The organism is Halodesulfurarchaeum formicicum, from assembly GCF_001886955.1.
GTDB lineage: Archaea > Halobacteriota > Halobacteria > Halobacteriales > Halobacteriaceae > Halodesulfurarchaeum > Halodesulfurarchaeum formicicum.
The window spans coordinates 521624-542065 of record NZ_CP016804.1 but is presented as its reverse complement, the minus strand read 5'-3'; the positions used below and the strand labels follow the sequence as shown (position 1 = coordinate 542065).

At 64.2% G+C, this 20442-nt stretch carries 17 protein-coding genes and 1 pseudogene; 15 read left to right on the top strand and 3 right to left on the bottom strand.

Annotated features, from left to right (window positions below):
• Window positions 1-296 precede the first annotated feature (296 nt).
• The 11 genes from HSR6_RS10850 (at window position 297) to HSR6_RS02735 (ending at window position 13602) form a co-directional block, all read left to right on the top strand.
• Complete coding sequence (locus tag HSR6_RS10850) at window positions 297-1007, top strand: hypothetical protein (RefSeq protein WP_148661794.1); 711 nt, start codon at window positions 297-299, stop codon at window positions 1005-1007.
• Window positions 1008-1210: 203 nt separating this feature from the next.
• Complete coding sequence (locus HSR6_RS02775) at window positions 1211-3778, top strand: cation-translocating P-type ATPase (RefSeq protein ID WP_071932738.1); 2568 nt, start codon at window positions 1211-1213, stop codon at window positions 3776-3778.
• Window positions 3778-4623 (top strand): sodium:calcium antiporter, encoded by an 846-nt coding sequence (locus tag HSR6_RS02770; RefSeq protein ID WP_071932737.1) that lies wholly within the window; start codon window positions 3778-3780, stop codon window positions 4621-4623. The genes HSR6_RS02775 and HSR6_RS02770 overlap by 1 nt, the downstream gene beginning before the upstream one ends.
• A 143-nt stretch (window positions 4624-4766) precedes the next feature.
• On the top strand, window positions 4767-6041 hold the full coding sequence (locus HSR6_RS02765) for an RNA-guided endonuclease InsQ/TnpB family protein (RefSeq protein ID WP_071933617.1): 1275 nt from the start codon (window positions 4767-4769) through the stop codon (window positions 6039-6041).
• Window positions 6042-6273: 232 nt separating this feature from the next.
• Window positions 6274-8085, top strand: a complete 1812-nt coding sequence (locus HSR6_RS02760; RefSeq protein WP_071932736.1) for a methyl-accepting chemotaxis protein — start codon at window positions 6274-6276, stop codon at window positions 8083-8085.
• Window positions 8086-8134: 49 nt separating this feature from the next.
• Entirely contained in the window at window positions 8135-8647 is a 513-nt protein-coding gene (locus tag HSR6_RS02755; protein WP_071932735.1) for a helix-turn-helix domain-containing protein, read from the top strand.
• Window positions 8648-8693: 46 nt separating this feature from the next.
• Window positions 8694-9890: an alanyl-tRNA editing protein gene (locus tag HSR6_RS02750; RefSeq protein WP_071932734.1), complete on the top strand. Its 1197-nt coding sequence runs from the start codon at window positions 8694-8696 to the stop codon at window positions 9888-9890.
• Window positions 9891-9958: 68 nt separating this feature from the next.
• The gene (locus HSR6_RS10965; protein WP_157754355.1) at window positions 9959-10108 is read left to right on the top strand and encodes a hypothetical protein; all 150 of its coding nucleotides are present in this window, start codon (window positions 9959-9961) and stop codon (window positions 10106-10108) included.
• 37 nt (window positions 10109-10145) lie between these two features.
• Window positions 10146-10919 (top strand): 3-methyl-2-oxobutanoate hydroxymethyltransferase, encoded by a 774-nt coding sequence (gene panB / locus HSR6_RS02745; RefSeq protein ID WP_071932733.1) that lies wholly within the window; start codon window positions 10146-10148, stop codon window positions 10917-10919.
• Between the two features lie 143 nt (window positions 10920-11062).
• On the top strand, window positions 11063-11317 hold the full coding sequence (locus HSR6_RS02740) for a DUF7127 family protein (protein WP_071932732.1): 255 nt from the start codon (window positions 11063-11065) through the stop codon (window positions 11315-11317).
• Window positions 11314-13602, top strand: a complete 2289-nt coding sequence (locus tag HSR6_RS02735; RefSeq protein WP_071932731.1) for a CDC48 family AAA ATPase — start codon at window positions 11314-11316, stop codon at window positions 13600-13602. Before HSR6_RS02740 ends, HSR6_RS02735 begins: the two co-directional genes overlap by 4 nt.
• 1 nt (window position 13603) lies before the next feature.
• On the opposite strand, the gene HSR6_RS02730 is transcribed toward HSR6_RS02735, so the two are convergent.
• The 3 genes from HSR6_RS02730 to HSR6_RS02720 are packed head-to-tail and all read right to left on the bottom strand — an operon-like array spanning window position 13604 to window position 16087.
• Complete coding sequence (locus tag HSR6_RS02730) at window positions 13604-14386, bottom strand: hypothetical protein (RefSeq protein ID WP_071932730.1); 783 nt, start codon at window positions 14384-14386, stop codon at window positions 13604-13606.
• A 1-nt stretch (window position 14387) separates the two neighbouring features.
• Window positions 14388-15563, bottom strand: coding sequence for a DNA primase small subunit PriS (priS, locus tag HSR6_RS02725; RefSeq protein ID WP_071932729.1), 1176 nt, complete (start codon window positions 15561-15563; stop codon window positions 14388-14390).
• A 47-nt stretch (window positions 15564-15610) separates the two neighbouring features.
• A complete protein-coding gene (locus tag HSR6_RS02720; protein ID WP_071932728.1) occupies window positions 15611-16087 on the bottom strand; it encodes a GNAT family N-acetyltransferase in 477 nt (158 codons plus the stop codon).
• Window positions 16088-16149: 62 nt separating this feature from the next.
• On the opposite strand from HSR6_RS02720, the gene HSR6_RS02715 reads away from it, so the two are divergent.
• From HSR6_RS02715 to HSR6_RS02705, 4 genes and pseudogenes are all read left to right on the top strand, one after another.
• Entirely contained in the window at window positions 16150-16599 is a 450-nt protein-coding gene (locus HSR6_RS02715) for an archease (RefSeq protein WP_071933616.1), read from the top strand.
• A gap of 50 nt (window positions 16600-16649) precedes the next feature.
• Window positions 16650-16958: pseudogene (locus tag HSR6_RS11345) on the top strand (RtcB family protein); the annotation flags it as partial.
• Window positions 16938-19535 carry an RtcB family protein gene (locus HSR6_RS02710; RefSeq protein WP_335589190.1) on the top strand — a complete coding sequence of 866 codons (2598 nt, stop codon included), beginning with the start codon at window positions 16938-16940 and terminating at the stop codon, window positions 19533-19535. The pseudogene HSR6_RS11345 and the gene HSR6_RS02710, both read left to right, overlap by 21 nt.
• Before the next feature lie 42 nt (window positions 19536-19577).
• Window positions 19578-20429: a translation initiation factor eIF-2B gene (locus HSR6_RS02705; RefSeq protein WP_071932726.1), complete on the top strand. Its 852-nt coding sequence runs from the start codon at window positions 19578-19580 to the stop codon at window positions 20427-20429.
• Window positions 20430-20442: the final 13 nt, after the last annotated feature.

Genomic DNA, 20442 nt, shown 5'->3' with positions numbered 1-20442 from the left:
GGCCCACTTTTTCCGAGAGGCTGCTACGCAGCCTCTCGCAAAAACGTGGGGAAAAAGACCGCTAGCGGGTGTGTAGATTCGTGTTTTGGTCTGGATTCAAGCCCTGGAAACCGAACGTTCCGAAGTCGAACGCAGTGAGACGACGAGGAGACAGGACTAACTGCTGCCGTGACAAGATTAGAGGCAAATGAATCGCTTCGCGGAAGGGGACCATGTTGATATTCCAGTCGATGCGGAATGCGAATTATACGGACTGACTGACCAAGAAATCGAGATGGTCGAAGAAGCTGTTGGCGATGACTGATTCACAACTCAAGGAATTCGACCCGGTGGCAGAGCGTGTTCGCCAGCAACTTCGCACGTTCCCGCTCAAGTTCAGAGAGTTAGGAGAAGGTGGCAAACTGAGTCAAATTCTTACAGCGGGTGAAACACAAACGCTTCAAGGTCCCTATGTCGGTCAGCAGCCGGAAGTTTTCACGGAGCAATATCTGATCGAACCGGTGCTAGCTGGGCTGGGTTACAGAAATCCAGCGTCAGTTGAATATGATGGGACCGGGCCACACTTCGTACGAAGACCAACGACGTTCCGCAGCGTGGAGAGCAAACGCCCCGATTATCTTCTGAAGCAGGTCGACCCCGCACTGGTCTGTATTCTCGAATCCAAAGCAGCAAATAGAGAACAGAAGGCCACACGGGCGGCAACGAACGATATCCGCGAATATATCGAAGTGAACGCGTTCTGTAAGTATCTGCGACAGATGGAACACGAGTACATGGTCGCGATTGGGACAGATGGACTTCGCTGGACGTTATGGCGCTCTAACTTGCATACAGACACAGAAGAAGAGGTCTGTCGAGTCGATCTGACAGCCGAACTGCGGGCAATCGCGAAACGGCTTGACGTAATCGAAGGCCAAACGGACCGGACGGCCGACGATATTCGAAAAGGAATTGAAGAGTTCGTTAACCACTTTGCAGCCGATCGCCTTCCAAGTGTGGTCAAGTAGCGGCCCACATTACGAATTATGGACATAGAGAAGGGGTGCCGATTTCGGATTTTTCTGGTTCAAAAATGACGGAAACTGCATACCCGCAAGAGATTGTAGTGAAGATTTCAAATGCCCGTTAATCCCATCTACTCACCCACACCCAAAAACCGACGGTGCTGTTATCGTGACGGGAGTCCAACAGGCCAGGCGAACGCGAGCCTATGGCCTGGCACGACCGGCCCGTCGCGGCGGTGTTCGAGACCCTGGACAGCGACGCCAGCGGCCTGACTGACACGGAAGCCAGGGAGCGACTCGAAGCCGTCGGGCCGAACGAGATCGAGAGCGAGGGGGGCCGAACCCCGCTTGCGGTCTTCGTCTCGCAGTTCACGAGCGGGCTGATTCTCGTCCTGATCGGGGCCGCGATCCTCTCGGCGGCGATCGGCCACCTCGTCGATACCGTCCTCATCGCCGTGATCCTGCTGGCAAACGGCCTCTTCGGGTTCGTCCAGGAGTACCGCGCCGAACGAAGCCTCCAGGCGTTGGCCGAGATGGCGACCCCCGAGGCAACGGTGATCCGGAACGGCAAGCGAGTGGATATCAGCCAACGGGCGGTCGTCCCGGGGGACGTGATCGTCCTGGAGGGCGGGGACGCGATCCCGGCCGACGCTCGCGTGCTTGAGACCGCGAGCCTGGAAGTCGACGAGGCCCCGCTGACCGGCGAGAGTGTCCCCGTCGAGAAACAGGCCGGGAAACTGGCGGCAACAACCCCGGTCGCGGAGCGGGCGAACATGGTCTTCCGCGGGACGGTGGTTACTCGCGGACGGGGTCGAGCCCTCGTGGTCGAAACCGGGATGGAGACCGAGGTGGGGGCCATCGCGGACGAACTGGCCACCGCCCGGGAGCGCCAGACGCCGCTCCAGCGGGACCTCGACCGACTGGGGAAGCGGATCGGCCTGGGCGTACTCGCACTCTCCGCGCTCGTCGTCCCACTTTTGGTCTGGCGGGGAACGGCGCTCGTGGACGCCGCCCTGGCTGCGGTCTCCCTGGCCGTCGCCGCCATCCCGGAGGGACTGCCAGCCGTGGTCACGTTGACCCTCGCACTCGGCGTCCGGCGGATGGCCGATGCGAACGCACTGGTGCGAACCCTGCCGGCTGTGGAGTCCCTCGGTTCGGTCGACGTGGTCTGTACGGACAAGACAGGGACCCTCACTGAGGGGCGGATGCACGTCGATCGGTTCTGGGTCCACGACGAGAGCCACGAGCAGTTCGATGGAAGCGAGCAGGTGGAGACGCTGCTCACCATCGGCGCGCTCTGTAACGACGCCGATGAGGACCGGGGCGAACCCACGGAAAACGCCCTCTACGAGGCGGCCATCGAAGCGGGGATCGACGTGGCAACACTGCGCGAGCGGCGGCCGCGAACGGACGAGATCCCGTTCTCGGCGGATCGCAAGCGCATGACGACGATCCACGAGGATCGGGTCCGGATGAAGGGAGCCCCCACCGTCGTTCTGGAGCGCTCGAACCGGATCTTGACCGCCGACGGCGAGAAACCCCTGGACCAGGAGACACGGGACCGAATCGAAGCACAAGTCGCGGCCTTCGCCGACGACGCACTGCGGGTCCTGGGGTTCGCGTACAAAGAAGCCGGAGCCGGTGACCCCGAGTCGGACCTGGTGTTCGTCGGACTACAGGGGCTGATCGATCCGCCCCGCCCGGAGGTCGAAGCCGCCATCGCAGAGACTCGGCGTGCCGGCATCGCAGTCAAGATGATCACGGGGGACAACCGCCGCACGGCGAGGGCGATCGGGCGGGCGGTCGGGATCGAGTCTCCCGTCCTCACCGGCCCGGAGATCGACGCCATGGACGAGCAGGCTCTCGCCGGGCAAGTTGGGAACGTGGACATCTTCGCACGCACGACCCCAACCCACAAGGTCCGGATCCTGCAGGCCCTGCAGAACAGCGGCCGAACCGTCGCGATGACGGGCGATGGGGTGAACGATGCGCCCGCGCTGAAGAACGCCGACGTGGGCATCGCGATGGGCATCAGAGGCACCGACGTCGCCAAGCAAGCCAGTGACATCACGCTCCTGGATGACAACTACGCGACAATCGAGGGAGCCATCCAGCGTGGGCGGGCGATCTTCGACAACATCTGGAAGTTCGTGGGCTATCTCCTCTCGGCGAACCTCGCGGAGGTGCTCCTGGTCCTGATCGCCTCGCTCTGGGGCTATCTCGTCCTCCCGGCGGTGCAGTTGCTCTGGATCAACCTGCTCACCGACGGCCTCCCGGCGCTCGCGATCGGGGCGGATCCCGAAGCCTCGGACGTGATGAAACGCGGCCCGCGCACGGAGAGCGGCGTCATCGATCGACCGATGCTGACACTCATAGGGGGCTTCGGCGGGACGGCGACGGTCGTGCTGCTCGGTGTGCTGGTGCTCGCCCTCGATGGCGCTCCAGCGGTGACGCCGTACGCGATGACGATGGTGTTCACCGGCTTCGTCGGCTTCGAAATCGCGAAGCTGTACCTGGTGCGGTTCACGCGAGGAACGAGCCCGCTCTCGAACCCCTGGCTCTCGGCTGCGGTCCTCGGCTCCATCCTGCTCCAGCTAGCCGTCCTGTACACTCCGCTGAACCGGTACTTCGGCACGGTTCCATTGCGCCTGAGCGACTGGGGCCTGTTACTCGGTGCGCTCGGCGTGGCGATGCCGGCCTTCCTCACCGTGGCATGGATGGTGCGACGCTCCGTCACGGCACAGTGGGAGCGAGATCGCACCGGTGAATCGTAATGCTCGTCGAACTCGCGCTGTTCGTCTTCGGGCTGGCACTCCTGGTCTTCGGTGCCGACCGGGCCGTGACTGCCGCGGCCGGACTGGCTCTCTTCTACGGCGTCTCGCCCTTCTTCGTGGGCGTGACAGTCATCTCGATCGGGACCTCGGTCCCGGAGATGGTCACCTCGATTACCGGGGCGTCCTTCGGGGCGGGCGATCTGGTCGTGGGCAACATCGTCGGCTCCGAGACCGCCCAGATCACCATCGCGATCGCGATCGTCGCGTTCATCGCCCCGATCATAGCCAACCGGCGGAACGTGCTCACATACGGGAGTGCGATGCTCCTCGCGATGACGGTGATGCTACTGGCCCTCGAAGACGGGTCGATCGGTCGCTCGGAGGGGGTCCTGATGATGCTCGCCTACGTGCAGTTCGTCTACATCCTGTACACGAACGAGGGCGGGGCGGAGATCGGCGAAGAGATCGAGGGGCGACTCAGCCCTCGTGAAGCCCTGCCGTGGATCATCGGGGGACTGATGCTGGTCGTCGTCGGGAGCCAGATCATGGTGACAAACGGCATGGCAGTCGCCCGAATCGTGGGGGTCCCGGAGTACACGATCGGCCTGTTGACCGGTCTCGGCACGACGCTACCGGAGATCGCCATCGCCGGACTCGCCGCCACCAGGGGCCAGCAGGGGATCTCGGTGGGCTCACTGCTGGGGAGCAACGTCACGGACCCGGTCTTCTCGCTGGGGATCGGCGCCCTGTTCTTCGAGATCAGTGTGAGCAACCCCGAGCAAGTGCTGCTCTCGGCGAGTTACATGGTCCTGGTCTCGGTGGCCGTACTCGCGCTTATGGGATGAACAGGCGCAAAACCTCGCGCTTTAGCGCGGGGATACGCGCCGTCACTGAATGACGCAAACCACCGACAGTAGCAGTTCTGGATATTCCACACCAACCGACACTATTAACAAAACAGCACGCATAACCAGTTATGGAGCCAGAAATGGGTCGAACCATCCGAACATTCGAGGCCACAATCACGAACCAACAACAGGTTCGTGACGACCTTGACCAACTCGGATGGGCCGCCTCAAAACTCTGGAACGTCGGTCGCTACTACGCACAAGAACAGTGGGATGAAACGAGCGAAATTCCTGATGACGGGGAGCTCAAAGCCGAACTCAAAACCCACGAACGCTACACGGACTTACATTCACAATCCAGTCAGCGCGTTCTCGAAGAACTCGCTGAAGCGTTCAACGGCTGGTTCAAAAAGCGTCGGAACGGCGACGACCGTGCCCGACCGCCCGGCTACCGCAAACACGGAGACTCCCACCCGCGTTCAACTGTGTCGTTCAAAGCGGCTGGCTTCAGGCACGACGCACAGTTCACCCGTGTCCGCCTCTCGAAAGGCCGTAACCTCAAAGAGCACCGTTCGGACTTCATCCTGTGCGAGTATCAGACTCGCCCGGATGTTGACTTGACCGAGTGGGACATTCAACAGGTTCGCGCCGTCTACAAACGCGACGAGTGGCGACTCCAATTCGTCTGTCGCACCACCATCGACCCGGAACCGCCGGGCGAGGAAGTGGCCGGTGTTGACCTTGGGATATGCAACTTCGCCACCGTCTCGTTCGGTGGTGAATCCGTGTTGTATCCCGGTGGCGCACTCAAAGAAGACGAATACTACTTCATGAAGCAGAAAGCCAAGTGCGACGATTCCTCATCCCGTGAAGCGACTCGTCTCGACCGTAAGCGGAGGGGTCGTCGGACGCACTTCCTGCACGCACTCTCGAAAGCCATTGTAGAAGAGTGTGCCGAACGAGGTGTCGGAACGCTTGTCGTTGGCGACCTTGGCGGCATCCGCGAGGACGACGAGAACGGCGACCCTCGGAATTGGGGCGACCACGGCAATCTCGACTTGCACGGGTGGGCGTTTGACCGCTTCACGACGCTCCTCGACTACAAGGCCGAAGTCGAAGGTATTGACGTGGAGTTGGTGTCGGAACACGATACGTCGAAGTCATGTTCGGCATGCGGCCACACTGACGACAATCAGCGTGTTGAACGGGGACTGTACGTGTGTGAGAACTGCGACACGGTTTCGAACGCGGATGTGAACGGTGCAGAGAACATTCGGCAAAAGGTACTCCCGAGTCTCGCCACAGATGGCGGTGATAGGGATAACGGCTGGTTGGCACAGCCAGCGGTTCACCTGTTCGACCGTAGTGAGGGTGTTTTTGCCCCACGAGAACAGGTCGAGAACCGCGAACCGTAATATCCCAACGCGGTCGGGAATCCTCGCGCTTCAGCGCGGGGAGGATGTCAAGTACTGGCGGCGAGGCATTTCCCGCCCACTCGCAGTGGTCTGTCTACTGCTCTATCTTCCCTCCCTGATTATCTGAGCCACCGTGTGGAGTGAAACCATGGCGGCCAAAGTTATCGTAGGTGAAAATTAGGCCATAGATCTTTATATCGCCCATCGGAGTTTGAAACGAACAGTTGCCACCATGCCCAGCCAGTACTCAAGTGGCCTGATGGGCCACTACGAACGGTTCCTCTGGGGCGTCATGGACGCCCTGGGCGTGACCGCCACCGTGGAGCGGAAGATGTTGATGGCGACGCTGCTCCAGTTCGGGGCCATCGTCACCATCTTCGTCCTCGGGGTCGCGCTGATCGGCGTCCAGGAGTTCCAGACCGTCTTCACGACGGCCGAGATCGCAGTCTTCGCGGCCGTGTTCGTCCTCGCCGTCGGAGCACTCTTGAACACCTGGCTCATTCTCAAACGTGATTTCGTCACGCCGATCGAGGAGGTGAAGACCGCGGCGTCGGCGATCTCCGAAGGCGAACTGGACGAAGGAGTCCCAACGACCGACCAACGGGACGAGATCGGCGAACTCGTCCGCTGTTTCGACCGGATGCACGGCTATCTCGGGACGGTCAGCGCCCAGGCCGAGGCACTCAGCCGCGAGGAGTTCGACGCCGAGGTTCTCGAGGCCGATGTCCCGGGAAGTTTCGGTGAGTCACTCGAGCAGATGGAGGACAACCTCCGGACCCGAATCGAGGACCTCGAAGCGAAACGCGAGGCCATCGAGCGCCGGAACGAGGAACTGACCGAGACCGCCACGGCCTACCAGCAGACGATGGGCTATGTAGCCGACGGCGATCTCACCCGACGCCTCGACGCGGATACGGACCACGAGGCCCTGGCGGGGATCGCCGACTCGTTCAACCGCATGGTCGAGGAGTGGGAGGAGATGCTCGGTGAACTCCGGCAGTTCGCCGACCAGGTCGCCGACGAGAGCCAGGCCCTGGAGACCAACGCGGCCGAAGTCAGAAACGCGAGTGAGGACATCAGCGAGTCCGTCCAGGAGATCTCGGCGGGTGTCGATCAGGAGAGTCGACGGCTCGACGAGGCCTCGAACGAGTCCGAGAACCTCTCGGCGACGATCCAGGAGATTACCGCGTCTTCGGACAACGTCGCGACGCTCACCGAACAGACGGCGGAAGTCGGCGAGACCGGCCAGGAAGCAGCCCAGGACGCCGAAGCCGAGATGGCCGCGCTCCGGGAGCGAAGCGAGTCGGTCACCGACGCAGTCAGAACGCTCAATGGGACCCTAGAGGAGATCGGCGAGATTACCGACGTGATCCTGGACATCGCCGACCAGACGAACATTCTGGCCCTGAACGCGGGCATCGAGGCGGCCCGAGCCGACGCCGGGGGCGACGGCTTCGCCGTCGTGGCCGAGGAAGTCAAGTCCCTGGCCCAGGACACCAAAGAGTCCGCCGAGGAGATCGAGGGCCTCATCGGCGAGGTCCAGGCCCAGTCCGAAGAGACCGTCGCGGAGATCGACGAGATGGCCGATCGGGTCGAGAGTGGGACCGAGACCGTCGAGACCGCGACGGCCGCCTTCGGGGAGATGGCAGAGAACGTCTCGGAGATCAACACCTCGATCAAGGAAGTCAACGACGCGACCGCCGAACAGGCCGAATCGATGCAGGACGTGGTGGCGATGATCCAGGAGATCGCGGCCATCAGCGACCAGACGGCGACCGAATCCCAGTCCGTGGCCGCGGCGGCCGAAGAACAGGCCGCGACCCTGTCGAGTGTCGCCGAAAACGCCACAGACCTGGCGGACAACGCCGAGGGGCTGGAGTCCCGGCTCTCTCAGTTCGAGGTCCGGAGAACCAGGTCGAGTGCTGGCGGGTCGAACGCGGAGTTCGAGGGTGATACGGGCCCGTCCGCGAGCGGGGAGACGGGTGCCGGCGCGGACTCGATGGAGTGGCAATCGGTGGCGACGGACGGCAGCGGCGACGACTAGGGCCGAGTCAAACGGATTATTCAAATGCCCGGACCCAATACGGGGGAGTATGGCGAAGTATTCCACCGGCGGCACCGACGGCGGTGGCGACGGCGGGACCTGTGAGCTCTGCGGGACCGCCACCGACGACCTGCATACGGTGACCGTCGAGGGCGCGACACTGTCTGTCTGTTCGGACTGTGCCTCACTCGGCGAAACAACGGGCGGTCCGGCAGCGGACACTCCAGACGAGTCAGGGTCGGAGACAGAGCGGCGCAAGCGGGCCGCCCAGCACACCGCCAAGGCCTTCGACGCGGCCACGGGCGATTCGACCCACTGGGAAGAGGAGGGCACGAACTACGAGGGCGATCGGCTCCCGTATCTCGTTGCCGACTACGGCGAGCGGGTCCTCAGGGCCCGCCAGGAGGCCGGCTATCAGCGCGAGGAACTCGCCGAGTCCATGGACATCGACGAGAACGACCTGCTCGCCGTCGAACAGGGCCGGGCGACCTCGGCGTCGGTCGGTGGCTCGCTGATCCGGGCCCTCGAAGCGGAACTCGACGTCGAGTTGGTCGAGGAGTAGCCCGCGACCGACCCGCTTTTTACGAGTCGACGAATTCGGCCCAGTAATGGCAGCCTCACGCGGGCCAACGGAGCCCGAAGTCAGAGCGTTCGAATCGACCGTGGAGTCGATCGACGGCACGGACGTCGTCCTCGAGGAGACCTGGTTCTACCCCGAAGGTGGCGGACAGCCCGCCGATCGGGGCGCCATCGAAGGCGTGCCGGTCGTCGACGTCCAGTCCGTCGACGGGCAGGTCGTCCACACCCTCGAACGGGCCCCGGACTTCGAGGTCGGGGACACGATCGGTGCGGTTATCGACGACGAGTTCCGGACCTACGCGATGCGGGCCCACACCGCCAGTCACGTCCTCTACGGCGCGGGCCGGCAGGTCTTCGCCGACATCGGGTACGGCGGCTTTGGAATCACCGACGAGAAGGTCCGGGTCGACTTCGAGACGTCGACGGAGATCGACGATGACACCCTCGTCGAACTGGAGCGACTGACCAACCGCGCGATCTGGGACTCCCGGGAAGTCACCTGGGAGGAACTCCCGCGCGAGGAGGCCCTGAAACTGGACGACATCGCCTTCAACACCGCGACTGAGGAGGGCGTGATGGCCGACGCGGACACCGTCCGAGTTGTGACCGTCGAAGACTGGGACGTTGGTGCCTGCGGGGGAACCCACGTCTCGAACACGCGAGAGATCGGCCCGGTTTCGGTGCTGGATCGCTCGAATCCGGGCGAGGGACTCACCCGGGTAGAGTTCGCCGTCGGCCCGAGCGCCGTCGAAGAGCGGGCCGCGGAGCACCAGGCCGCGCTGCAAGCCGCAAACGAGATCGGGACGAACATCACCTCGCTGCCCCAGGCCGTCACGCGACTCCAGTCCGAGGTCGAGTCCCTGGAGGCGGAGGTCGAGGACCTCACCGACACGGTCCTCACCGCGGAGTTGCGCGACCTCGACGGGGTCGGCGACTGGCAGGTGGGCGTGATCGACGGCCACGAGGCGAATGCCGTCGGGGACCGTGTTCAGGAACTCGCCGGCGAGGTGGCCCCCGTATTGGCCGCGACGGGCGGGAACGGCCGGCCCTTCGTCGTGGTCGGGACCGACGGAACGGCAGACGCCGCCGAAATCGTCGACGCCGTGACCGAGGAGTTCGGTGGCGGAGGCGGCGGCGGCCCGACCTTCGCGCAGGGCGGTGGCCTCGACGCCGACCCAGCGGACGTGAAGGCGTTCCTCGTCGAACGAGCCGAAACGGGCAAGTAGCCGATTCCCGTAGACTGGCGTATGCACGAACAGGATCGGACAATCGAGCGCGCTCCGAGGTGGGACTGATGCCCTGGGGCGTTCACAGCGAGTACAACGACGACGGCGGGCCGGAGGTCGAAATCGACGAGGAGCAGGAGGACGTCGAGCGGAGCGAGGAGGGCGAGGAGCGAACCGAGGCCTTCGACGTCGGCGAGGCGCTCTCCAAACTCGACTGAGACGTATTTTCAAGGTGGTGGCGTGTGAGATACTCCCATGAGCGGCATCGCGACGATCAGGACGGACACGAGGGACGCGCCGATCACGATGCTCACGGCCGCGGACGCCCCGACGGCCAAGATCATCGAGGAGAGCGGCATCGACGTCATTCTGGTCGGTGACAGCCTCGGCAACACCCTCCTGGGCTATGACTCGACGATCCCGGTGACACAGGACGAGATGGAGAGTCATACCGCCGCCGTCGTCCGGGGAACTGAAACGGTGCCCGTCGTCGCCGACGTTCCTTTCCTCTCGTATGGGGCTGATCGGGCCGAGAGCGTCCGGAACTGCGGCCGGTTCATCAAGGAAGCGGGCGCCGATGCCGTCAAACTGGAGAGTGGTCCCCACACCGTCTCGCTCACGGACCGGCTGACGGACATGGGCATCCCGGTGATGGCCCACGTCGGAACCCGACCACAACATGCGAGACAGGCGGGTGGGCTCGGCCAGACAGGGGGAAGCGAGTCCGAAGCGGACGCCATCGTCTCGCTCGCCGAAGCCCACGAGGCGGCGGGCGCGTTCGCCGTGGTCGTCGAACACGTTCCGGACGATGTCGGGCGGGCCGTCACCGAAGCGCTCTCGGTCCCCACGATCGGTATCGGGGCCGGCCCGGCCACTGACGGCCAGGTGCTGGTGCTCGCCGACGTGCTGGGACTCTCCGAGTCGGTGCCACCCTTCGCCGAGCAGTTCGGGGAGGTCAGGCGCGAGATGCGGGCCGCGATCGAGGGCTACCAGGACGCAGTGACACGCGGAGACTTTCCCCGCGAGTGACTTCTGTCGGGCAGACTGAATCAGCACCAATCCAGCGCACGTTCCGGACCGCAATACGACCGCCGTTTCATCGCCCCGACGCTTTCGGCGGGTTAATGAGCGATGCCTTTTTATAGAAGAACAAATTACATCGAGTTAGCAACATGGAGAGAAATGCGCAGGTTCGGTCGGACGTACCGGTGCGGCGATACCAGACCGAGAGCGGGGCACGGATCGTCGCCGACCTCGGGGCGTCGGTGGCCGACGCGAGCGTCGAGGTCCTCGGGGACGTGGCGCTCGTGGTCGTCGAACGGGCCGATGGGGAGGATCGGCAGTTCGAGATCGACCTGCCGACGGGTAGCCTCGCGGATACGTTTATCAGGAACGGCATCCTCACTATCGAGGTGAACGAGGCATGAGCGACACGCTCAAACTGGTTGTCAAGCCCCTCAAGCAGAAGGACGCGGGGCGGGGACTGGCAGCCATCGACCGACGAGCGATGGAGGAATTGGACCTGGAGAACGGCGATTACATCCTCATCGAGGGGCCGAACCAGGGGCGGGCCGTCGCTCGGGTCTGGCCCGGCTATCCCGAGGACGAGGGCAAGAACATCGTCCGGATCGACGGGCGCCTCCGGCAGGAGGCAAACGTCGGCATCGACGACCGCGTGGAGATCGAGAAGGCCGACATCAAGCCGGCCACATCCGTGACGATCGCCCTGCCACAGAACCTCCGGATTCGGGGCAACGTCGAGCCGATGCTCCGGGAGAAACTCTCCGGCCGGCCCGTCACCACCGGACAGACGGTGCCGGTCTCGCTTGGCTTCGGTGGGATCGCCTCCGTCTCGGGCCAGCAGATCCCCCTCAAGATCGCGGACACCGACCCCGAAGGGACTGTCGTCGTCACCGACTCGACGGAGATCCACGTGAGCGAGCGCCCCGCAGAGGAGATCACCACCGAGACCGAGACGGTCGATACCCAGACCCCCAGTATCACCTACGAGGACATCGGCGGCCTGGACGACGAACTCGAACAGGTCCGGGAGATGATCGAGTTGCCGATGCGCCACCCCGAGCTCTTCCAGCAGCTCGGCATCGAACCGCCCAAAGGGGTGCTCCTCCACGGGCCGCCCGGCACGGGCAAGACCCTGATCGCGAAGGCCGTCGCCAGCGAGATCGACGCGCACTTCCAGACGATCTCCGGCCCGGAGATCATGTCCAAATACTACGGGGAGTCAGAAGAACAGCTCCGGGAGGTCTTCGAGGAGGCCGAGGAGAAGGCCCCCGCAGTCATCTTCATCGACGAACTGGACTCCATCGCGCCGAAACGCGACGAGACAGCCGGCGACGTCGAGCGACGGGTCGTTGCGCAACTGCTCTCCCTGATGGACGGGCTCGAAGAGCGTGGCGACGTGGTCGTGATCGCCGCCTCGAACCGTGTCGACGCGATCGATCCCGCGCTCCGGCGTGGCGGTCGGTTCGACCGTGAGATCGAGATCGGCGTCCCGGACCGGGACGGTCGGACCGAGATCCTCCAGGTCCACACCCGCGGAATGCCACTGGCCGACAGCGTGGACATCGACGAGTACGCGGAGAACACCCACGGCTACGTGGGCGCGGACATCGAGCAACTGGCCAAAGAGGCCGCGATGAACGCCCTGCGGCGGATCCGTCCCCAGATCGACCTGGAGGCCGACGAGATCGACGCCGAGATCCTGGAGGAACTCACGGTAACGGACCGTGACTTCTCGGAGGCGATGAAGGGCATCACGCCCTCCGGGCTTCGGGAGGTCTTCATCGAGGTCCCCGACGTGACCTGGGAACAGGTCGGTGGTCTCGAAGAGACCAAAGAGCGGCTGCGCGAGACCGTTCAGTGGCCCCTCGACTTCCCCGAGGTCTTCGAGCAGATGGACCTCGATACCCCCCGCGGGATTCTCCTGTATGGGCCGCCCGGAACGGGGAAGACCCTCCTCGCGAAAGCCGTCGCCAGCGAGGCCAAGAACAACTTCATCTCGGTGAAAGGCCCCGAACTCCTGAACAAGTACGTGGGCGAATCCGAGAAGGGGATCCGGGAGATCTTCCAGAAGGCCAGACAGAACGCCCCGACGGTGATCTTCTTCGACGAGATCGACGCCATCGCGGGCCAGCGCGGCCGGCAGATGGGCGATTCGGGCGTGGGCGAACGCGTGGTCTCCCAGCTGCTGAGCGAACTCGACGGCATCGAATCCCTCGAGGACGTGGTCGTGATCGCGACGACGAACCGTCCGGACCTGATCGACGACGCCCTGCTCCGTCCGGGCCGGCTGGACCGGCACATCCACGTGCCGATTCCGGACGAGGCAGCCCGACGGGCCATCTTCGAGGTGCACACGGAGAACAAGCCCCTGGCCGACAGCGTCGATCTGGACGAGTTGGCCCGTCGCACCGAGAACTACGTCGGTGCGGACATCGAGGCGGTCTGCCGCGAGGCGACCATGCAGGCCACCCGGGAGTTCCTCAACAGCGTCGATCCTGCTGAGGCCACCCAGGGCGCGGCCAACGTCCGTGTGACCGCCGAGCACTTCGAGCACGCACTCGAAGAGGTCTCGCCCTCGATCGACGACGAGATCAAGCGCCGCTACGAGGAGCTCGAAGAACGGTTCACGAAGGCCCGGGCCGAATCAGAAGCGGGCGTCGACGACCAGTTCGGCCGGAGCTTCCAGTAACTCACTCCACTCGTTCTGCAGCGTCCCGCTCTACGAGCGGATCGGCGTTTTCGCGTGGCAGGTCGACCACGTCCGAGGGATGCAGTTCGTAATCCTCGGCGTCGACACCGAAGATCTCACCCACCTCACTCGTGACCCGAACTGTCCGGCGCTCCACGCCATCTCCGTCGCTCGTCGTCTCCGCCTCGCCCCCAGCCGCGTCTTCAGCCCCCTCGTCCTCGGGCCCGTCCGATTCTGAGTTCGAATCCGGCCCCATGACTGCGGCGGGACTCGTCTCGATATCCCCCGACGGGGGGTCCGGCGGGACCCGCTCGGAATCCGAGCCAGTCTCCGTGTCGGGTTCGGTTTCCGACGTGTCGGTGTCGGTCGAGTCCGTCGGCGTTGCCGCCGGCGAGCGATCACCGGCGACCGTTTCGAGGACGGTTTGCTGGTTTTCCTGGATGCGATCGACCAGGTCCTCGTAGAGGTCCCGCTCTTCTGCGGTTAACCCGTCGGCGCCACCCCCGTTGCCCGTTGCCGTCAGCGTGGCCTCGTCGACCAGCTTGCCGATTCGGCGCTGATAGATCGCCTCGACGACGTGCTCGGCGGTCTCGATTTCACGGGTCAGCTCGCTCACGCGATCCGAGCGGAAGGGATCGACAGCCTCCGCGGCGGCATCCGCCCGCTTCTCGCGCAGGGATTCGAGATAGGCAGCGACGTCGGCATAAAAGGATTCGCGGAGCTCCTGGAGGCTGTCCGTCGCTCGCTCCTGCCGTTGGACGCGGTGTAGCTCCGATAGATCCATGTTATTCTGTGGGCTTCTCGGCCTGGCCGCGGGTCATGAGGAAGATGCCCGCGTACTCGGGTACTGTCTCGTTGCCCGGGCTCACACTAAGGCTTTCCCCGTCGAAGGTGACCGTCGTCGCCTCGGTGACCTCCACTGTTATCTCGTGCCCGCGGAAGGGTTCTGGCACGGCGTCGCTAAGTGGGTCGAAATCGGGGACGGCCGCCCGCTCGATGGGAACGACCTTGAGCCCAGTCCCACCGTGGAGGGATCCGGGGAGTCGAATCAGTCGATGTGTGTCGGTCGTGACCGGTTCGTCGATCGGCGAGGATTCCGCCCGGACAGTCTCTTCGACCATCGCCCGGGCGACCGGCAGGAACGCCGGATGCACGTCGACGTTGCCCGCCTCCACGGCCGCCGTGTTCTCCTGGAGGACCGAGAGGACCGCCGTGGCGTTCTTCTCGCCGATCCCGTCGAACTCGGTTAGCCGATCGATCGCGTCTGGTTCCTCGAGTGCCAGCAGTTGGTCTGTGAGTTCCTGGATGTGCTCGACCACACGTCGACCCCACCCACCCGCCGTGGGGATCGACCGCCTGTTCGCCGGGGTCTTTCGCCCCCGGCCACTGACCGGCTCCTCGGTCAGCAGTGATTCCAGGGAGAGCCCGCTGCCCCGGACGTACTCCACGACCTCCCGGCGCTGCTCGCGATCCAGGTTCCGAACCGACTGGTCCCGAACGTGGACGTGATAGCCGCGCCCGCCGGAGAACGTGATCGTCAGGTCCTCGAAGCCGAAATCGGTCTCCAGGAGATCTAAGAGCCGCAGCAGTGCCCCTTTACAGGCCGCAAGCATCTCCGCGTAGGTGTCCGTGCCGGGATCGACACTCGGCAGGTGATCGGCGTCCAAATCGAAGACCAGATCCGAGCCCTGCCAGCCCTTCTCGTCCATCGTTCGCGCGCTCGGGTCCGCGTAGTGGCCGGCCGAGAAGTAGACGTGTCGGGGACGCTCGCGGACCAGAAAGGAGTCCAGCGAGCCCAGGTCGTGCACCGAACGGTGTCGGATCATGGTCGTCCCGGGCCCGGACTCGAAGGGGATGTAGCCCCACTCGCGGGCGGTCACGTCCGGTGGGTCAGCCGGGGGCTCCCGGCGGTAGAAGTCCCGGAACCGACCCCGGAGATAGGACCGCGTGCGCTCCTCCATGGGTCCTCCCGTACTCGACGGCACGGTAAAGAGGTTTCTTCACCGGCTCACCGACCGAACAGTTCGGTCAGCCGTTCGAGGAGTCGATCGCTGTCCCCAAGTCGGAGGTAATACGCGTCGACCCCGTCCTCGTAGTAGTCCTGAATCCGCCGCACCCGCTCGAAGCCCAGATGCTCGTAGAACTCCAGGGCGTTGCGATTCGACACGCGGGCGTGACAGGACACGCCCGTCGCGTCCTCGGCGATGGCCGCGATGAGCCGTTCGCCCAGCCCCCGGCCGCGGTAGTCCGGGTCGATACCCAGAAAGAGGATGTACCCGTCCCCACGAGCGGCGGCGAAACCGGCCAGAGTCTCACCGTCGAAGAAGGCGTGGACGGTCGCCTTCCGGTAGGCATCCGCGAAGAAGCCCCATCGCTGTTTGAGGAGCCCCTCCTCCTCGCGGATGGCCTCCTTGAGCTCCCAGGCCGCCTGGAGGTAGTCATCCTCCCCTGGCGGGACGACCCGCCGGTCCAGCGTCACGCTCACTAGTTGCTGGTATCCCGTCCCGAAACATAATACCTCCGCCCACCGGCAGGTATCGTATGGGGATGAACAGTCACACAGGGGACGGTCAGCCGGCGTCGGGCGAGTTCGAACTCAGGTCTCACACCGCCGACGTGGCCGTGGAAGCGACCGGGGACAGCATCTCCGCGGTTTTCGGGGCCACCGCAGAGGGACTGGCAGCGGCCCACGTCGATACGCTGCCCGAAGACGGCGGCTCGACACACGAGTTTTCGGTCACCGCCGAGAGCACGAGTGCACTGCTCTTTGACTACCTCGACCGGCTGATCTACCTGCGGGACGTCGAGAGCGTGTTGCCGGTCGACAACGAGGCCAGGGTGACGGAGGAAAACGGCGAGTGGCAGGTCGAGGCGCGATTCCGGGGGGTCCCACTTCAGTCGATCGCTGCCAGGGAGGTGAAAGCGGCCACGTACTCCGAGATGGACCTCAGTCAACAGGACGGCCGGTGGCACGCCTACGTCGTCCTGGACGTTTGAAATCGATCCGACCGGCCAAAGCTTTGTACGCCCGGGCCTAGCTGTCATCTATGAAGACATTCGAGACCGACGGGCTCACCCTGGAGCAGGTCGCCCCCTTCACCTGGGAAATCGAGCAGACCGGCGGGATGAACGTCCCGGCCCGGGTGTTGGCGAGCGAATCCCTGCTGGAAGAGATCGCCGATGACAAATCCCTCGAACAGCTCCAGAACGTGGCCCATCTACCGGGTATCGAGTCCCCCGCGCTGGCCATGCCCGACGCCCACCAGGGTTATGGATTTCCGGTGGGGGGCGTCGCTGCCATAAGTGCTGAAGATGGGGTAATCAGTCCTGGCGGTGTGGGCTATGACATCAACTGCCTAGCCGGAGACAGCGAGGTGGTCCTCTCGTTCGGCCGCCGTCGACAAATCGAGGACCTGGCACCGGATTTTGCCACCGAAAACGCACGGGTCATCGGCGATCGACCCATCGATTCCTCGATTCAGCTGTTCACCACGGACGAAAAACCCGTCGTCGAAGTAGCGACCGAGACTGGCGATCGGATCGAGGCCAGCCCCGATCACCCCTTCCGAACTCCGGACGGGATGGTCACTGTCGAGGAGCTGCAGGAAGGTGACACCGTTTCGGTACATCCGTTCGAGGGATTGCCGGACGAAACCCCACCCGCAAAGACCGTGCTGACCGCCGAGGACTTCGCGGACGAGGATCCACAACTCGTCCGAGCTCTCGAGAAACGGGATCTGTTACCGCTCAAAACTGACGACGACGCCTTCAATCACCTCCTGAAGCTGCTCGGGTTCCACACCGGGGACGGTTCATTCAGCGGCTCACAGACCTGGTTCTACGGGGACCCGGCTGACCTCGAATCGATCCAGGACGACATCGAGGCACTCGGGTTCACCCCCTCGAAGATCTACGAGCGCGAGCGGACCCACACGATCGACGGCGAATCCTTCGAGCGAACCGAGTACAGCGTCCGGGCAACGGCGAGTTCCGTTGCCGCGCTGCTCAAACGGCTCGGCGCTCCGGAGGGACGAAAGGTCGAGTCGACCTTCGGGGTTCCAGCCTTCCTCGATCAGCTTGCAGGCTGGCAGCAGGCACTCTACCTCTCGGCATTCTTCGGGGCCGAGATGAGTCGTCCCGATACCGCCTCGGCCACGAACTTCTACGCGCCGACCGTCTCTCACAATCGACTGGAGCGTGTCGAGTCGGCAGGGAAGGACTTCCTCACAGCCCTCAAGTCCCTGCTCGGCGATCTGGGGATCGAGACGAACGAGATCGAGACCGTCGAGCGCACCGAACGAGCGGGTGGAACGAGTGTCCGGTTCCGATTCGGCGTTTCGAGTACGCCGGACAACTTGATCCGGTTTTTCACGCGGGTGGGGTACCGGTACAACGAAGCAAAACAAAAGCGAGCGCTCCAGGCGGCCCAGTACCTGAAGGCAAAGGAACGACACATCCAATTACGCGCGTCGATCGCAAACGAGGCGGCCACACTGGCCGACGGCGGCGAACCGATCGGATCGATCGAGGACCGTTTCGACGCGGTGAACAGACGATTCCTGGAGCGGAGTATCTACGACCAGCGGGAGGGCCGACCGCGGCCGGCCGCCGATTTCCCCGACTTCGAGACGTTTGCCGACCGCCATCCGGTCGCCGAGGACATGACCATCCCGGTCGAAATTGCGTCGATCACATCCGCCGGAACCAAGCCAGTCTACGACATCGGCGTCGAGCACGACGCTCACAACTTCGTCGCGAACGGGTTCGTGGTCTCAAACTGCGGCGTCAGAATGATCCGGACGAACCTGACCCGCGAGGACCTCGCCGGGAAGGAAGAACAACTCGTCGACGCCCTCTTCGAGGCGGTCCCGTCGGGCCTCGGCGCGGGGGGAGTGATCCAGGGGACGACGAGCACGATCGAGTCGATTCTCGACCGGGGCATGCAGTGGGCCCTCGAAGAGGGGTATGCCGTCGAGTCGGATCTGGAACACTGCGAGGACAACGGCTTCCGCGAGGAAGCCGACCCGAGCATGGTCTCCGAAGAAGCCAAAAATCGGGGGCGCAAGCAGATCGGCAGCCTCGGGAGCGGGAACCACTTCCTCGAAGTCCAGGAGGTGACCGACGTCTACGAGGAGGAGGTCGCAGATGCGTTCGGACTCGAACCGAACCAGCTAGTCGTGCTCATCCACTGTGGGTCACGCGGACTGGGCCATCAGGTGTGTACGGACTACCTCCGGAAGATCGAAAAGCGCCACGGCGACCTGCTCGAATCCCTTCCGGACCGCGAGTTGGCCGCCGCACCGGCCGGGAGCGAACTCGCCGCGGAGTACTACGGGGCGATGAACGCGGCGATCAACTTCGCGTGGGTGAATCGCCAGCTCATCACCTACCAGACCAGACAGACCTTCGCCGAGGTCTTCGACCGGGACTGGCAGGACATGGAGATGGACCTGCTCTACGACGTGGCCCACAACATCGCCAAGAAGGAGACCCACGAGATCGACGGCGAGGAAAAAGAGCTGTACGTCCACCGGAAGGGGGCCACGCGGGCCTTCCCCGCGGGCCACCCCGACGTTCCCGAGCAGTACCGCGACGTGGGCCAGCCCGTCATTATTCCGGGCTCGATGGGCGCCGGCAGCTACGTGCTCCGGGGCGGCGAGCACTCCATGGAGCGATCGTTCGGTTCGACGGCCCACGGTGCCGGCCGACTGATGAGCCGAACCCAGGCCAAACAGGAGTTCTGGGGCGAGGACGTCCAGGAAGAACTCGAGAGCCGAGATCACATCTACGTCCGCGCTCAGAGCGGGGCCACGATCGCCGAGGAGGCTCCGGGTGTCTACAAGGACATCGACGAGGTGATTCGAGTCTCCAAAGAACTGGGTATCGGCGACCCGGTCGCCCGGACCTTCCCGGTGTTGAACATCAAGGGGTGAGCCTGTCGGGAGCTTTTTGCCGAGTCGGAGCCGAGAGTTCGTATGATCGATGAGACCGCCGAGGAGATCCGTTCGATGCGGACCCACAGCTCCTCGGTCGTCGCGGCGAATGCCGCCCACGCCCTCGAAGAACTGCTCGACCGCGAGTACCCGAGCGTCGAGGAGTACCTCCGCGAACTGGAACACAACAGTTCCGCGCTGCGCCGAGCCAACCCCTCACACGCCTCGCTGGTGACGACCCAGCGGGAGATCATCGAGACGGTCCGGGAGGCCGATCCGGACACCGTGCCCGCAGCCAAGGCCCGCACCGAAGGGGCCATCGAGGCCGTCGTCTCCACGATCGAGACGGCCAAACACCGGGCCGCCGAGGCCACGGCCGACCGGATCGAGGACGGGGCGACCATCCTCACCCACGACTACTCCTCGACCGTGCTGGAGGCACTCGAAGCCGCGGCCCGGGACGGGAAACACCTCCAGGTGTTTGTCACCGAGGCCAGGCCCCGGCACCTCGGGCGCAAGACCGCCCGCGTGCTGGGCGAGATCGACCGGATCGAGACGACACTGATCGTCGACAGCGCCGCGGGCTATTACCTCTCGGAGATCGACGAGGTCATCATCGGGATGGACTGCATCGTCGAGGACGAACTCTACAACCGCGTCGGGACCTACCCCATCGCCGCCACGGCGGCCGACCGAAACGTCCCCGTTACCGTCACCGGTTCGAGCGCGAAGGTCGTCGAGGAGGGCTTTCGCTTCGAGAACGACTTCCGACCGCCAAGCGAGGTCATCCGCGAGCCACCGGAGGGCTTCGACGTGGCGAATCCGGCCTACGACGCGACGCCGATCCGGCTAATCGACACCCTGGTCACCGAAACTGGCGTCTCCAGCCTGTGAGTGTCTCACACCG